The 17006-nt window shown below is 46.7% G+C and carries 10 protein-coding genes; 7 read left to right on the forward strand and 3 right to left on the reverse strand.

What is annotated here, in order from left to right:
- Positions 1 to 22: 22 nt before the first annotated feature.
- Together AOT11_RS13235 and AOT11_RS13240 are read right to left on the reverse strand one after the other, a co-directional pair.
- Positions 23 to 3916 carry a zinc-dependent metalloprotease gene (locus AOT11_RS13235; protein ID WP_026050556.1) on the reverse strand — a complete coding sequence of 1298 codons (3894 nt, stop codon included), beginning with the start codon at positions 3914 to 3916 and terminating at the stop codon, positions 23 to 25.
- 13 nt (positions 3917 to 3929) lie between these two features.
- The gene (locus AOT11_RS13240; RefSeq protein ID WP_017421083.1) at positions 3930 to 4763 is read right to left on the reverse strand and encodes a TonB-dependent receptor; all 834 of its coding nucleotides are present in this window, start codon (positions 4761 to 4763) and stop codon (positions 3930 to 3932) included.
- 400 nt (positions 4764 to 5163) lie between these two features.
- On the opposite strand from AOT11_RS13240, the gene AOT11_RS13245 reads away from it, so the two are divergent.
- The 7 genes from AOT11_RS13245 to pheT all read left to right on the forward strand — a co-directional run bounded on the left by AOT11_RS13245 (position 5164) and on the right by pheT (position 15568).
- Entirely contained in the window at positions 5164 to 5952 is a 789-nt protein-coding gene (locus AOT11_RS13245) for a TetR/AcrR family transcriptional regulator (protein WP_026050557.1), read from the forward strand.
- A 183-nt stretch (positions 5953 to 6135) separates the two neighbouring features.
- Positions 6136 to 8505 carry an efflux RND transporter permease subunit gene (locus AOT11_RS13250; RefSeq protein WP_049797995.1) on the forward strand — a complete coding sequence of 790 codons (2370 nt, stop codon included), beginning with the start codon at positions 6136 to 6138 and terminating at the stop codon, positions 8503 to 8505.
- A 13-nt stretch (positions 8506 to 8518) separates the two neighbouring features.
- Positions 8519 to 9337 (forward strand): outer membrane lipoprotein-sorting protein, encoded by an 819-nt coding sequence (locus AOT11_RS13255; RefSeq protein ID WP_017421080.1) that lies wholly within the window; start codon positions 8519 to 8521, stop codon positions 9335 to 9337.
- A gap of 12 nt (positions 9338 to 9349) precedes the next feature.
- Entirely contained in the window at positions 9350 to 10534 is a 1185-nt protein-coding gene (locus AOT11_RS13260; RefSeq protein ID WP_017421079.1) for a hypothetical protein, read from the forward strand.
- A 209-nt stretch (positions 10535 to 10743) separates the two neighbouring features.
- Positions 10744 to 11859, forward strand: coding sequence for a GGDEF domain-containing protein (locus tag AOT11_RS13265; RefSeq protein ID WP_017421078.1), 1116 nt, complete (start codon positions 10744 to 10746; stop codon positions 11857 to 11859).
- Between the two features lie 319 nt (positions 11860 to 12178).
- Positions 12179 to 13162, forward strand: coding sequence for a phenylalanine--tRNA ligase subunit alpha (gene pheS, locus AOT11_RS13270; protein WP_013571570.1), 984 nt, complete (start codon positions 12179 to 12181; stop codon positions 13160 to 13162).
- Positions 13163 to 13180: 18 nt separating this feature from the next.
- Complete coding sequence (gene pheT / locus AOT11_RS13275; RefSeq protein WP_017421077.1) at positions 13181 to 15568, forward strand: phenylalanine--tRNA ligase subunit beta; 2388 nt, start codon at positions 13181 to 13183, stop codon at positions 15566 to 15568.
- Positions 15569 to 15669: 101 nt separating this feature from the next.
- Here the strand turns inward: pheT and pncB are convergent, their stop codons facing one another.
- Complete coding sequence (gene pncB, locus AOT11_RS13280) at positions 15670 to 16983, reverse strand: nicotinate phosphoribosyltransferase (RefSeq protein WP_017421076.1); 1314 nt, start codon at positions 16981 to 16983, stop codon at positions 15670 to 15672.
- Between the last annotated feature and the right edge of the window lie 23 nt (positions 16984 to 17006).

Consider the following 17006-nt stretch of genomic DNA (forward strand, 5'->3'; position numbering starts at 1 on the left):
TTTACTGACGTTGTTTATCTAGTTAACGCATTACTGGCAGTTGCTCGATTGCTCGACGATAGCGACGGTAGTCACCAGAATTCCATAGCCAAATACTTTCAGTCGGAATTGCATAGTATTGCGCGTATTCAGGTTTGCTCTCAATTTGCTTCGCAATGTTTATTGCTTGCTCTTCAGAATAAGCTAACAGTTGTTTTAAATAATCAGGATTGCTTTCTTTGTTTTCTTCAATCGCTTGCCAAGCCAACAGAAGATCATCTTTGCTATGACAAGCCTTTTCTGCGTCGTTTTTAGCAGGGTAGTAGCACTTGTTGGTCTTATCGAAGGCAAATTTCGCAGGCGTTAGCACTGTCCCACGGAACAAACTGTCGAAGTAAGCCGCAGACTGCAAAAGATTCACGGTGTCTGTATCACGAAGTAGATACAAAGTTGCGTCTTTTTGTGTGCGTATCCCTAAGCGAGAAAAGTTGAGATTTTGCTTAACGGCGTATGGCGCGTTGTTTAGTAACTCACGTTGTTCCTCTCGGCCATCAATCAACATCGCTTTGAGAGCCATATTTTTTGCCAAACCGTTACGACGCGTGATCATGTATTTGCGTGCTTTCCAAGTAAATTCATAACCGCCGTCTAAATCGACAGATAAGCTTGGTCTTGTCAAAGTAATATCGTCGATCAAATGTTGCGAGCTATCAGAAAGCCCATACTCTTCAGCTTGGCCAAATGCAACTAGGTTGGTGACAAGGGCATTAAAGAACGGCGTCACTGTTGTTTGTGACAACTGGTAGTAGCTCTTTAAGCCAAGAAGATAAGCCGGTACTTCTATCGCGCTACGTAGATCAGGTAAGTAGCGTGTTTTTGTCTCTACACTTTCACCGTTCTCATCGACAAATACTGGGCCTCGGAAGCTTGTCGCCCCATAGCCTAGATAGCCCAAGTATTCTTTCATTTTGACGGGGGTGCCTTTAGTGCCACTGCGAACATCGGAAACATCCATTAAAGCCATATTGGATCTGTCGCGTGCATTGGTCCAATCATCTCGTTGGACCAACATTTGCGCTGCAAGTAGTTTATCAGTCCAAATCCCCATTAAATCAATGGCGGAGGATGAGGATTGATGCGGGTTATTGGCTTTCATATCGGCATACGGGCGGCCATCACGCGTCTCGGCGAGCACTTTGATCGGCTGTGACCCTTTTGCTAACTCAGCGACCAAATCTGCGTCGAAACATGACTCAGGTAGCGTGGTTTTATAGGCAATGCTCTGGCCAAATTGCGCCCAAAGATCGTTTAATGAGACAAAGCGATATAACGACTGACCATCGCTAGAGACTTCAATTTCGCAAACATGGTCAGGCTGCGCCATCACCTCAACAAAGAAATTTGCTGCCAACAATGAAGCATCAAAGGTGTCACAAATCATCTGTGCCCCTTGTGGTAGCTGACTTCTACGGAACTTATATTGGCAGTTGTCTGTGTAGAAATTTGCTACGTTTTGCCCGTAACTCTCTTCCTCTTCCCCTTTAAGTTGCGCGAAGTAGTAGTCGATCTCACCTAAATCTTCGACAACTTTGCGAATTTCATTGAACTGATTGAGGCGCGCGATGGTGTAGTTATGAACCTGATATTCGTAAAACTGGTTACGCCCATTACGCTTATTAAGGTACTCATAACTGTCCCAGTATCGCTGAATACGGAACTCGGTCAGCTCAAGGATATTGGTCCCTTCGTCAAAACTGTTACAGGTGGTCGTGCTACTGGTGTTTTCATCAGTACAGTAGTAGTAGTTTTTAACGCTTTGAGTCGGTTGGTTATCGTCTTGTTTTGCTAACTGCTCTTTGAGCACTTCCAAAGTACCAAGTGGATAAGCACGGTAGTTTTGACGCACTTTTTCGTCGATTTCACTTAAGCTAACGTAAGCCACTGTCGTTTCGCCTTTATCATCAAGCGTTTTAACTTCCGCTTGACGTTGGTAGCCAAAACGCAATGCGGCAATATCGTACTTACCGTAAGTTGGCAGCTCGTCAAAAATGGACGCACCGTAGTCCATAATGGAACTGTATGCAGGAACTTTGTCGTAGCCAAGTGCAGTGATTTCTTGCTCGCTATAGAAGTTACTTTTATCCATTGAGCCCATAAAGTTGTGACGCAAACCGAGGTTGTGGCCAAGCTCGTGGACTAACGTTGACGTATAAATGTGCTGCGAAATCTGTTTGGTTACTTGCGCTTGCTGATCAGCGTTGAGATCTTCCCACGCTTTGAGCTTGGTGTTGACCTTGTCGGCGTAATCGGGTGCAGAAGGGTCTAAATGAGCGTTGTCAAAATAGCCACCTGCTTTGTAATCAATACCTTTGATCAACCCTTTTGACTGAGTGCTTACCCACAAGAACTGATCAGAATACATGTTTTGCTCAGCGTAGGCTTGACGCTGTTTTGCGTAGGATAAAGCTTGTTTGTTGAAGCTGTATTCGCTCTGCATATCTGGGCGAAGCCAAGTCACTACGCCGTCATTGAAATCTGGCTCGCTAGCGGCCACCAAGGGTAGGGACGTTTGAATATTGGTAATATTTTTATCTACGATGAAGTCAGAGACCCTTTCGGCACCAAAGGTCATGGAGGTGGTGCCTGCATCAGAGTCATCGGTTCCATTGTTGACCGCTGGATCTGTCTCATCCAATTTGAACTCTGCTGGGCGGGCAATCTCTTGGCGATTGTAGTGAACCGCTAGTCTGCGCCACATTTCACGAGCCGAAGCGCGGATCACACCGGCATATTGGTTCACATGCGCATGGACAATTTCACCCGTGAGCGGGTTGGTTGCTGATGGGCCGTAACCTAGCAATCCGTTATCAACCGGATCGGTGATTAGGTTAAACATGTTGATACGCAAATCACCGGGATGTTTGCCTGCAGGTTTGTCTTTGTTGACGATGTTGATTTTTGGCACACCAGTACCAGCAAGAATCTGGTTAATGTGTGCGATAGTGTCGAGAGTGGTTTGCAGAAACTCCCGCCCCTCAGGTGAAAAATAACTGTCGCTTAAATAATAATCGACGGACTCTTTTTTCGGGTTGAAGCGGTTAATGAGTCGGAACTTCTCACCTTGTAGATTAGCCTCGCCATTGACTGAAAGTGGTGTTTTTTCATCATTAAAAAAACCATAACGCTGTGAGTCTTTGCCTGGGTAGTGGACCACTTCGTAATCTGGGCTAGCAAGCTTGTCGAGTTTCACCAGCGAGTAGAAAAAACGCGTTTTGAAAGAAAGATCTTCCAGTTGAGAACCAAATTGATACATATCATCGGCACTGGCGGTGAATGTGCGTTCAACTTCAACGTTAATGACACCGGCTGCCGCGTCGTATTCCCAATGCACTAAACGAGGCTCGGCGGTTTCTGTGACATTGTCAGCAGTCCACCATGCGTCAACGGTATCAACGGCCAATGACTTTATGCCCGCGTAATCGGGCGTGAAGTGAGTGGTATCTTGCCAGTTTAGATTGGCGTCTGTGTTGAGCTCTTCTTTGTTGGTGCACTCATCAAACTGATCTTCAGCGCAGCGATATTGCTGGAATTCACCAGGAATCTTAAGAACCGGAGCAAGGTTGATGCTGCTGTCGTATCGGCTTGGCTTGCCATTAATAATGGTATCGCGGTCTACTTCTTCTGCGATGATGCCATTGGCTTTATCAAAACGCAGCGTGACTAATTTGGGCGTTCCCTGAAAAAAGCCTCGTTGAGTTGCCGCATAGCGTGGCGCCGCGCCTGTTGATGGCATATAAAGCCAAAGCGCTTCAGTATCTAAAGAGCTTTTAGTTATTTGCTCTTCAGCTCTCGGTTGATATTCATATGCGCGTTCCTCTGCGCCACAGCCATACAATGCCACAGACACCATAGTGGCGAGTAATAACTTTCTATACATGTTGTGCACCAGTTTAATAGTTATATGTGAGTGTTAAGTAGTAAGTTGGCTTGTCCAAGTCGAATAAGGTGTCGATTGGGTTTGGTCCTCGGTCGGTATCGAAATACCTGGCGCTGTTGGTTAAACCAGCAGCGATAGAAAAGCTTTCAGTTACGTTGTAACCAATCTCTTCGGCGTGTGAGAATTCAGGAGAATATTCTGAACCTCGGTAGGTCCACGATTTTGAACTGTCTATGGTGGTGGAAATCCACCAATCACCATATTCATAGCTCAAACCAAAACTGTTACTCAGGCGATACTCTTCGAGCTGAAGATTGCCTGCCGTGGTGTAACGATGGAAATTTTTTCTTAGACGAACGGAATCGGTTAGTTGTAGCCCTTCAAGCAAAAAGCCAAGGTCATAGCTGAGATTGAGATCCGCACGAAAAGCAGTAGAAAGGTCGGTGGTTTTTGCGATGTCAGAAATAGGAATTAACCCACGAATACTCGCAGAAAAATTGAGATTTTCTGTTGGTTGATAGAGATCTCGGTAAACCGCTCGTAACCAGACATCTCGCCAATACTGTCCCTCATGCCCGTCGAATTGATGAACGCCACTGAAATTGGCGCTAAAGAGCCAGTTGGTTTCCGTTTCATATTCCACGGTGAGACTGGCGTCGAGAGAACGTGATGCAAGATAGCTGTTATCGGGGTAGGCGTTTCGGCTGTATGAAGTCGAAAACGTCAAATTCCACGGACTGTTTTGAGTCGGTGGCGCCACCATAGATTCGGCGACATCTTCTGCATGAACTGTAAACGGCAAGCAAGATGCAGTTAGCGCACACAGTGCAATATGACACTGTTTCACTCTACTTTCCTTGTAATTTGTGATTAATGTAGTGTTTTTTATGATTGACGGATACTAGAGGAATCATTGGAAGAAGAACATCTATTCATGGAAAGTATCAATATCTTGTGTCACCAGTACTAATTTGTGAGCCTGCTCGAATGTTAATAGTTTTGTTTTGAGCTCCAACCGCCTCTTTTAGTTGCTGAGCTCTTATTGTATATGGAATGAGTTGTACTTCAGCTTGGTTGACACATAACCCTCATCAATTTTTCTCGTAAGAAGGACTTGATTAGATCAATTAATGCACTATTATGACGAAGTGTCATTTGTGACGGTTCGTCAAAAATGAGTGAGATTCCTTTAGTAGGGATTCGTGTTACAATCGCAGCGGGAGTACGTCGATACGGAAGAGTGAATGATGTTTAACTTTGGTTGTAAGAAAAGTGATGAGCAAAACGGGTGTGGCTTTTCGGCTGGAAAGACGAAAAAACAGCAAGCTATCGCTGATCGAGAAGTTGAATTAATTCTGTTAGCAAAAGCCATCGTACAGAAGGAAGGATTTGCCAACCTTACGATGGACAAACTAACAGCGGCCAGTCCGTACTCAAAAGGGACGATTTACAATCATTTTTGCAGTAAAGAGGATGTGATTTTAGCGCTGTGTATTCATTCGCTAAAAAACGAAGCGCTTCTCTTTAATCGTACCGCAGCGTTTGAAGGTACGACGCGAGAAAAAATGATCGCGATGCATGTCGGTTACCGTATTTACTCGCGTCTAGAGCCGGTGTTATCGACCTGTGCCATCATGGCTAAAACGCCATGGGTGCTTGAGAAAGCGTCGCCTGCGAGGGTGAATGAGTTAAATGAGCTTGAAGAAAAAGTGATTTCAGGTGCGGATGCTCTTGTGAGCTACGCGGCCGAAGTCGGCGATGTGAAACTTTCACCCGCCGTGGGTTCTGATGCCATTGTATTTGCTAACTGGTCAATTGCATTTGGTTCGAATGCCTTGACGCAAAACGCATCAAATAGTCACTGTATCAGTCGCCTTCAAGATCCATTTACAGTGCTACATAACGCGAACTTGCTACTTGATGGACTCGGATGGAAGCCGCTTTCGAGCGAATGGGATTATCGCAAAACCTGGCGACGGGTAGAGCAAGAACTGTTTGCTGAAGAAATCGCTTATCTCGAATCTGTTGGTCGATAAAGGAACAAAGCCAATCTTAGGATTGGTTTTTAAATCACACTTAGTGACGAATCGTCAAAAAATGAACTTGGAAAAACAAAAATGGGTTGTTCTTTGTTGATTCCAAAATTCTTCCTCTCTTAACCAGCATTTGCTGGTTTTTAAAGAGAGATTATTGACGAAACGTCACAAATGGAGAGTGTGATGAACCATCTTCAGCAGTCAACCAATGAACGCACTTCACTGCTCGCGTTCTCAACGCGGTTCAGTTTTTGGACCCTTATCATCAGCCTGATGGCCATTGTCGCGACAGCGATGGGGGCAAAAAATCTCTATTTTCGTGGGGATTACAATATCTTTTTTGACGGCAGTAATGCTCAATTACAGGCCTTTGATGAGATTCAAACCACCTTCGCGAAAACGGACAACATCGCGTTAGTCTTAGCACCTAAAAGTGGCGATGTGTTTGACCAGCGCACACTGACTCAAATCCAAGAAATGACAGAGCAAGCGTGGCAAGTGCCTTATTCAAGCCGTGTCGATTCGCTTGCTAACTACCAACATACCGAAGCGGTAGACGATGATCTGCTGGTGGAAGATCTTCTTTATCAATCGTACCCACTCACAGCGGAACGCATCGCCAAGGTTCGTGCGGTCGCGATGTCAGAGCCACTACTGGTTAACGCTTTGGTCTCCGAGAAAGGCGATGTTGCGGTTATTAATATCACCATGCAAATGCCAGGGGTGGATGAGACCGCTGAAGTGAACGAGGTGGTCGCATACGTCGAACAAATGCTCAGTCATTATCGTGCAGAGTATCCTGATGTCACCATCTACAAGGCGGGTATCATCGCGATGAACCATTCGTTTGCGATGGCGGCGCAAAACGACAGTGCGACGTTAGTGCCAACAATGCTTTTGGTGATTTTGCTTTTTCTCACCCTCATGCTGCGTTCGTTTCTCAGTGTTTTGGCGACGTTAGTGGTGATTATTGGCGCTATTGTTGCGACGTTGGGCATCGTCGGCTGGGCTGGAATGTTTTTGCATGTGGCCTCAGTAAATGTGCCGACACTGATCATGACATTGGCCGTGGCAGACTGTGTTCATGTCATTGCCAGCATGCGCCATTTTATGCGCCAAGGCATGCCGAAATCACCAGCGATTCACCGCAGCGTGACGCTCAATTTTGTGCCTATCATCATTACTTCAGTGACCACCGCGATCGGCTTCTTGATGATGAACATGTCTGATTCTCCCGTACTACGAGATTTTGGTAATTTGTCTGCGTTAGGGGTGATGATTGCGTGTGTGTTGTCCGTGAGTTTACTGCCCGCCTTGCTTAACCTGTTGCCAGTGCGTTTTAGTGCCAAACAAGCGGCGAAATCGTCGGATATTATGGATAAGTTAGCGGATCTTGTGGTGCACCGACGTAACGTTTTACTGCCACTTTCCATCGTGGTGATTGCAGGCAGTGCCGCTTTGATTCCTTACAACAAAGTCAACGATGAATCGGTCAAGTATTTCGATACCAGTAGCGAATTTCGACAAGCAGCCGATTTTATGGAGCAAAGAATTGGTGGCATGACCACGATGAGCATCGCGATTAAAACACATCAATCCCAAGGGATTGCCAGTCCAGAATTCTTAGAGGTTTTGGGTGAGTTCACCAGTTGGCTACGCGAGCAGCCTGAAACGGACCATGTGGCATCGTTGTCTGACATCTATAAGCGCCTAAACAAAAACATGCACGGTGATGATAGTGCCTATTATGCATTGCCAGCAGAGCGTGAGCTGGCCGCTCAGTACTTGCTTCTCTATGAGATGTCACTGCCGTTTGGTCTAGATCTGAATAACCAAGTCAATGTCGACAAGTCTTCCGTCAAACTGCAATTGACCGTGAAAAACTTAGGCAGCGTCGAGTTGGTGGCGTTGGAAGAGCGCATCTACCAATGGTTTGCCAGCAATGCGCCGCGATATCAAGTGGTCGCCTCAAGCCCATCGCTGATGTTTGCTCATATCGGTGAAACGAACATGGCCAGCATGCTGTCTACCTTGCCGATTACCTTAATCCTAATCTCAGCACTGATGATTTTTGCTCTGCGCTCATGGCGACTAGGGGTAATCAGCTTGGTTCCGAACATTGCTCCTGCGGTGATTGGTTTTGGTCTTTGGGCGCTGATCTCCGGTGAAATCAACTTAGGTCTCTCGGTTGTGGTGACACTAACGCTTGGCATCGTCGTCGATGATGCTGTCCACTTCCTTGCCAAGTATCAGCACGCCCGCAAAGAAGGGCAAAACGCAGAGCAGGCGGTGCGATATGCCTTCCATACCGTCGGGCGCGCTTTGTGGATCACCACCGTTGTGTTAGTGGCCGGGTTTTCGGTGTTGGCCATGTCGCAATTCCGCCTCAACTCAGACATGGGGCAGTTAAGCGCCATCGTTATCTTCGTCGCTTTGGTGATCGACTTCGTTCTATTGCCATCGTTACTGATGCGATTTGATACAGCGGAATACGCCCAATTGAAAAACTCTCAAGAGCCGAACACAACACCCATTCAACCGAATCAAGCGTAATAAGGACATCAAGATGAAAAGACTCAGCATACAAAAACTCAATACGATGGCGGCGGTGGCTGCTTTGTTTACGGCACTGTCTGCTGCACTGGGCGTCACGCCAGCGATGGCGAATGATCAAGCCAAAGGATTAGAAATTGCCAAGGAGCGCAAGCAGCGTGACCTTGGTTGGGGGGATTCGGTCGCGACCATGGAAATGCTCCTCAAAAATGCACAAGGCGAAAGTAGCCTTCGTTTGATGCGTTTGAAGTCACTGGAGGTGGAAGCCGATGGTGACAAAGGGCTTACCATCTTCGATGAGCCAAGAGACGTTCAAGGTACCGCGTTTCTCAACCATTCGCACATCAGCGATGCGGACGATCAGTGGCTCTATTTGCCTGCGCTTAAACGGGTGAAACGCATTTCGTCACGTAATAAATCCGGCCCTTTTATGGGCAGTGAGTTTGCCTATGAAGATCTCAGTTCGTTCGAGCTGGAAAAATACCGTTTTGCCTATTTGGGTGATGAATCGATAGATGGCGAGAACGCATTTGTTATCGAACAAGTGCCAACGGATGAAAACTCGGGCTATACCCGCCAAGTGGTCTGGCTGGATCAGCAACATTATCGTCCTTTGAAGATGGAGTTTTATGATCGCAAAAATGCGTTACTCAAAACCCTCGTATTTAATGAGTACCAGCAATACCTCAATCAATACTGGCGAGCTCATAAAATGACGATGGTGAATCATCAAACGGGCAAAAGTACCGAACTGACGACCAATGCAATGGCGTTTCGAACGGGCTTAACGGAAAGCGATTTCGAGCAAAACGTGCTGAAACGCATCAAGTAGTGGGATTGATACATGAAGAAAACCATCGTTAAGGGAGGCCAGTTGCTGGCCTCAACGCTGCTTGTCACCGCTGCGTTACCGTGTTTCGGCATTGAGCTATCGGGCAGTGCAAGTCTTGAACATAGGCAGTTCTTTTCATCAGGGCTACAAGGCCAAGACAGAGGCCAAAGTTCCTTGGTATTCGAGCCTGAATTTTATTGGCAGCAAAGTGAGGGTAATGGCCGTTTTACTTTTATCCCATTTTATCGTTGGGATGCGGTGGATGAAGAGCGCTCTCATGGCGATATACGCGAAGCACTCTACCTCAATTATTGGGGAGATTATGAGCTCAGAGCGGGCGTCGGCAAAGTGTTTTGGGGGGTAACGGAATCGGCGCATTTAGTGGATGTGATTAACCAGACCGATGCGGTTGAATCGGTGGATGGCGAAGCCAAATTAGGACAGCCGATGGTGCATGTGACGGTTGTAAAAGAGTGGGGAACAACAGATTGGTTTGTGCTGCCGTATTTTCGTGAGCGAACGTTTTCGGGCGAAGAGGGAAGACTAAGGCCTAATCCGCCCATTTCTCAAGATGCGTTATATCAATCTTCGCAAGCAGAGAAACACATCGATTTTGCCTTTCGATATAGCAAAATGTTTGGAGATTGGGATATCGGAGTCAGCTATTTTAAAGGCACCAATCGTGATCCCTACTATCGCTTGAGCGGGGGGGAGATAAAACCGTTCTACGCACAAATGTCTCAAGTTGGCATTGATATCCAAGGTATTGTCGGCGATTGGCTGTGGAAGCTTGAGAACATTTACCGAGACAGTGACGATCACCACACCGGTGTTGTGACGGGTTTTGAATACACATGGGTAGGCGTGTTGGACTCCGCCGTTGATATCGGCTTTATTGCGGAATACTTGTATGACAGCCGAGGAAACAATGCTCAGACGATAGGACAAAATGATGTTTTTGCCGGGTTGCGTTTTGCCTTCAATGATGAAGATGGCACCGAACTCTTAATGGGGATGACTCAAGATCTTGATAATAGTGATGTTTACAACGCCAAGCTCGAAGCGAGCAGCCGAATTAACAATCAGCTCAAGTGGCGTATCGATGCATGGCTGTTTGAAAATGAAACCGCGAATGACCTGCTATACTTTGGTCGTAAAGATGACTTTATTGAACTTGGCCTAGATTATTATTTCTAAAGATAACTATCTGATTTTATTAATTAGATTCTTCTTATCCATTGAGGTGGTCTATTGATTTGAGTTTTGTGATATCAGTTCAAGTTAGATCTACCTCATTTTTTCAACATTTCTATAAAGCTCTTTCGCTGTATTCACTATAAAATCCCTCAAAAATGAGTGTATTTAGAGTGTTCGGTTAGAACGGACACATTTTAAAGGGCTGTCAATTGAACTCATTCAAATGGGATAAAAACTTTGAAACCGGCATCGCAGATGTTGATGAGCAACATCAGTATTTGGTGGGGTTTATCAACCGTTACGGTGAGTTGATTTCAGAAAATACGATATCAATACAAGACATTCAAATGGCGTTGTTTGAGCTGTCTCGCTACGCTGAGTTTCACTTCAAAGAAGAAGAGAACTTGATGCGTAACGCGGGCGTCTATCACGAGCATTTGCAATACCATATCAAAATTCATCGTGCTTTCATGTCTGACATCATGGGTATACAGAGCTTTATCTCGGAAGAAAACAAAAAATCGGCAGAGCAATTACTGCATTTTCTGATTCATTGGTTGGCCTATCATATTTTGGGTATTGACCAAAATATGGCAAGACAAGTGGAAGCGATAAAATCAGGGCTTACTCCGCAACAAGCCTATGAACAAGAAGAGCGAAAAAGTGATTCTTCGACCCAACCACTACTTGACGCGTTGAACGCGTTATTTAATCAAGTCTCGGAGCGTAACCGAGAGTTGTTGTCGCTCAATCAGCACCTTGAGGAGAAAGTGGAGGAGCGCACACGGCAACTGGTTGAAGCCAATAAACAACTGGAAGTGCTTTCTTATACCGATGCTTTGACCCAGTTACCCAATCGCCGCTGTGCCATTCAAACGCTTAAAGAGCTGTGGAATGATGCGTCTCTCGCTGACGCACCGTTGGTGTGCATCATGATTGATGCCGACTATTTCAAGCAGGTCAATGACAGTTGCGGCCATGAAGCCGGGGATGTGGTGTTGAAAGAGTTATCGCACACGCTGAAACACAGTTTCCGCAGCGACGATATTGTTTGTCGTTTGGGTGGAGATGAGTTTTTGGTGATTTGCCCAAATACCGATCTCGCAGGTGGTTTACACGTCGCTGAGCTTGTGCGTCAACAAGTGAACAATCTGCTTATCCCAACAGGCTTGGAACCGTGGCGCGGTAGCATCAGTGTTGGAGTGGCAGAAAGAACGCCCGCGATGAGCACCTACACAGAGTTAATTCAAGTCGCGGATGATTCTGTGTATCGCTCTAAGCACAATGGTAAAAATTGCGTTAACGCGACTCAACTCAACGCTTAGTTCGTCGTACGCTCAACTTGCGTCTGGGTCATTTTGGTTCAGGCGCGAATGGTTTAGGTGTTAATAGTTTCGATGCGAACGTTTCAGACACGAACTTACGCTTATCTTTTCGTTCACTTTGCCTCTTTTTCAGCCAAATGCCATGAATCGGATCTCCGGGATTTTGTCCTCTTTTAATATTTGGCGTCTTTTTACTCAATAACCTCTTCTTTTAATAATTCAATTTGGCATTAGAGGCGGGTTTAGCTACTATGTACAGCTATCAAAAAAGTACCAATTACTCCCTTATGGACACTACCAGAAGGTAGATGAGGAAACGATGCAACATCTACAAGAGATCATTGCTAACGCGAATGCTGCGATTGATGCCGCACAGTCGCTTGTCGCACTCGATGAAGTGCGAGTTCAGTATCTAGGTAAGAAAGGTGAGCTAACGGCTCAACTACAAAGCCTAGGTAAACTTCCACCAGAAGAGCGCCGCGAAGCTGGTCAAGAGATCAACAAGGCCAAAGAGGTTGTTCAACACGCTTTAGCTGCTCGTAAAGACGCACTGCAAAGAGCGGAATTGGAAGCAAAACTGGCTTCAGAAACCATCGATGTGACCCTACCTGGTCGTCGTATCGAAAATGGTGGTCTTCACCCAGTTACGCGTACAGTTGAGCGTATTGAACAGTTTTTTGGTGAACTAGGCTTTAACGTTGAGTCTGGCCCAGAAATCGAAGATGCATTCCACAACTTCGACGCGCTAAACATCGCTGCGGATCACCCTGCACGTACAGACCACGATACCTTCTTCTTCAATCCAGATTTGATGTTGCGTACTCATACGTCTGGCGTACAGATCCGTACGATGGAAAATGGTAAACCACCATTCCGCTTCATCGCACCAGGCCGTGTATACCGTAACGATTACGACCAAACCCACACGCCAATGTTCCACCAAGTGGAAGGCATGCTGGTGGATGAAAACGTGAACTTTGCACAGCTAAAAGGCATCTTGCACGATTTCCTATGTAACTTCTTCGAAGAGGAAGTGGAAGTTCGTTTCCGTCCGTCTTACTTCCCATTCACTGAGCCTTCAGCAGAAGTCGATGTAATGGGTAAAAACGGTAAATGGTTAGAAGTACTAGGCTGCGGTATGGTTCACCCGAATGTACTTCGTAGCGTTGGCATCGATCCTGAAAAATACTCTGGTTTCGCATTCGGTATGGGTGTTGAGCGTCTAACCATGCTTCGTTATGGCGTGAACGACCTACGAGCGTTCTTCGAGAACGATCTTCGTTTCCTAAAACAGTTCAAGTAATCCAGAGGTTTAAGCACAATGAAATTCAGCGAATCTTGGCTTCGTGAGTGGGTAAACCCTGCGGTTACTACTGACGAGCTTACTCACCAAATCACGATGGCCGGTCTAGAGGTAGACGATGTTCTTCCTGTAGCAGGCACTTTTAACGGTGTTAAAGTTGGTCACGTTGTGGAATGTGGTCAACATCCAGATGCAGACAAACTGCGTGTCACCAAAGTCGACGTTGGTGAAGAAGCGCTTTTGGACATCGTTTGTGGTGCAGCGAACTGTCGTCAAGGCCTGAAAGTGGCTGTGGCAACCGTGGGTGCTGTGCTACCAGGTGATTTCAAAATTAAGAAAGCGAAACTACGTGGTCAGCCTTCGCACGGCATGCTTTGCTCATTCACAGAGCTAGGCATCGATGTGGAATCGGATGGCATCATGGAACTGGCTAGCGATGCCCCAATCGGTATGGACTTCCGTGATTTCCTAGCACTGAATGACGTGACCGTAGATGTTGATTTGACGTCTAACCGTGCTGACTGTTTCAGCATCCGCGGTATGGCGCGTGAAGTGGGTGTACTCAACCGTGCTGACGTCACAGAGCCTTCTGTTGCTCCTGTTGCGCCTTCTATTGATGACACCGTTGCGATTGACGTTAAAGCACCAGCGGCGTGTCCACGTTACCTTGGTCGTGTGGTGAAAAACGTTAACGTTCAAGCGAAAACACCGCTATGGATGCAAGAAAAACTGCGTCGCTGTGGCATTCGTTCAATCGATCCAGTGGTTGATATCACAAACTTTGTTCTTCTAGAACAAGGCCAGCCAATGCACGCGTTTGATCTAGCGAAGATCGACGGTGGTATCGTAGTTCGTTTGGCTGAGCAGGGCGAGAAAATCACCCTTCTTGATGGCAGCGAAGCAGAGTTGAATGCCGATACATTGGTGGTTGCAGACCACAACAAAGCACTGGCAATCGCAGGTATCTTTGGCGGTGAAGAGTCCGGTGTAACCTCTGAAACCAAAGATGTGCTACTTGAGTGTGCTTTCTTTGCACCTGACCACATCCGTGGCCGCGCTCGTAGCTACGGTCTGCATACGGATTCTTCAATGCGTTTCGAACGTGGTGTGGATTACGCACTGCAAGTGAACGCAATGGAGCGTGCAACTCAGCTTCTTGTTGAAATCTGTGGCGGTGAAGTAGCACCTGTTGTTGCTGTAGAGTCTGAAGCAGAACTGCCTAAGCCAAACAAAGTGGCACTGCGTCGCACGAAACTGGACAACCTTCTAGGCCATCACATTGCAGACAGCGACGTGGTTGAGATCCTAGAGCGTCTGGGTATGACGGTAGAAACGACCGCAGAAGGTTGGGTTGCCGTGGCGCCAACATGGCGTTTCGACATCGCGATTGAGCAGGATTTGGTGGAAGAAGTTGGCCGTATTTACGGTTACGACAACATTCCAAACCAAAACCCAACCGCCGCACTGAAAATGCACGATCACCAAGAGGCGAACATTCCTCTTAAACGTGTTCGCGACTTGCTTGTTGACCGTGGTTACCACGAAGCGATCACTTACAGCTTTGTTGAGCCTGAACAACAGAAATTGGTTGTTCCAGGTGTTGATGCGCTGATCCTGCCAAACCCAATTTCTGCAGAAATGTCAGCAATGCGTCTTGGCTTGATTCAAGGTTTGCTAAACACAGTGGTTCACAACCAGAAGCGTCAGCAACCACGTGTTCGTCTATTCGAATACGGCCTGCGTTTCATCCCATGTGACACGGCTGAAAACGGCATGCGCCAAGAGCCAATGCTGGCCGGTGTTATCGCGGGTACTCGCAGTGAAGAACATTGGAACATCGATACCAACACGGTTGATTTCTTCGATCTTAAAGGTGATGTGGAAGCGATTCTTGAGCTTTCTGCAAACGACAAAGCATACAGCTTCGTTGCAGCAAAACATCCAGCACTTCACCCAGGTCAGTCAGCGGCGATCGTTGTTGATGGTAAAGAAATTGGTGTAATTGGTACCGTTCACCCAGAACTAGAGCGCAAGTTCGGTCTTAATGGTCGCACTATTGTGTTTGAGATCGAATGGTCTGCAATCAATCGCAAAGTGATCCCTGAAGCGGTGGCATTGTCTAAGTTCCCTGCAAACCGTCGTGATATCGCGGTTGTTGTCGATGAAGCGGTTGCTTCTGGTGACATCGTCAATGCGTGTCTAGAAGTGGGCGGTGAGTTCCTTAAAGCGGCAAAACTGTTTGACGTTTACGTAGGCAAAGGCGTTGAGGAAGGCAAGAAGAGCCTTGCAATCGCTTTGACTCTACAGTCTAACGAGCGCACGTTGGAAGATGCAGATATCGCAGGCGCGGTAGATGCCATCGTTACACATGTGTCTGAGAAGTTTGGCGCGTCACTGCGCGACTAATCTTAAACATAGAAGACAAAAAACCTGCCAACTGGCAGGTTTTTTTATGTCTGTCGTCAATCGCTACGAAAGGTGCAATGAGAGGACGGGGCAAACTTGTTTTAAGCGACGCTTTGAATGCGCTTTTTCTGCTGACGTTTCATCTGCTTTAGCGTCTCGATCGCTTTATCGAGATCCACTTCTAAGCCAAAGCGTTGCTTGAGGTTCATCAAGAAGAAGATGTCTTCACACATAGCTTTCTCTGGCTCGTCGCTGATTTTTGCCACCGGGGAGCCATTACATTCTGCCATCTTGACCACCATTGATATCGGTTGGTAACGGGTGCCTTTGTCATTGGTCCAATTGCCCATATCATTGGCGAGGAAAGTGCCAATGCCAAAACTTATCTGTGCGCGTCCGGCGAAATACTCGCAAATATCAAGCGCACGCGCAAAATCCAGTCCATCGGTAAAAATCAAGGATTTAGTGGTTGGGTCGATGCCGAGACTTTCGTAGTGGGCGATGATTTTATCTCCCCAAACAAATGGATTGCCGGAATCGTGTCTGACGCCTGCATAGGCAGTGGCTTTGTCTCGGTCAAAATCGCGAAGAAACGCATCAATACCGATGGTGTCGGTTAAAGCGATACCAAGGCTGCCATCAAACGCTTCAAGCCATTTGTCTAATGCGACACGTTGAGAGTGTTGAACAGCAACAAGCGCTTGATGCGCCATGGTCCATTCATGTGCGACCGTGCCAATTGGCGTTAAATTGAACTCTTGAGCAAGGTGATAATTACTGGTGCCTAAGAGCAGCTCTGGTACTCGTGCACGTAATACGTCAAGCATCATTTTTTGCGCAGCAAAGCTAAATCGGCGTCGTGTCCCCATCTCAGAGAAGCGGAAATGAGTAATATTACGGCGTTTAAGTTCCGAATCTAAAAAGTCCAGTTTGTCCTCTAATACCTTGCGCAGTTGAGACTGGGGTATTTGTGCCCAATAACGACGATTGCGCAGCTCTGAGATAATACTCATCACTAAGGTTTCATAGAGAATGGTTTCGTGCCAAATACCGTTTATGGTGACTCTGAGTTGGCAATCGCCCTGTGCGGTGCGGAAAATACCAACAGAGACTTGTTGCTGAGGGTGGAAGCGGAAGGTTTCTAAATAGGAGAGAAACTCAGCCGTTAAATAGGGTGCTTTCTCTGCCAAGTAAGCCAGTTGGGCAGCATCAAAGCGAAGTTCTGCGAGGTGGTCGATTTCCTCACGAACCTCTTCCACTAAATCAGACAAGTTGTCATCCGAGCGAACGATCAGTTCGTAGCGCACTTGCGTTTGAGGATAAAATCGATACGCGGCTTGCATCATATTGATTTTATAGACATCTAAATCAAGAACACTTTGAATAATGGCTGGTTGAAAAAGTGGCGCGCACATGTATCTGTTTTCACCCTATTTAG

It is taken from the genome of Vibrio vulnificus NBRC 15645 = ATCC 27562 (assembly GCF_002224265.1).
Taxonomy (GTDB): Bacteria; Pseudomonadota; Gammaproteobacteria; order Enterobacterales; family Vibrionaceae; genus Vibrio; species Vibrio vulnificus.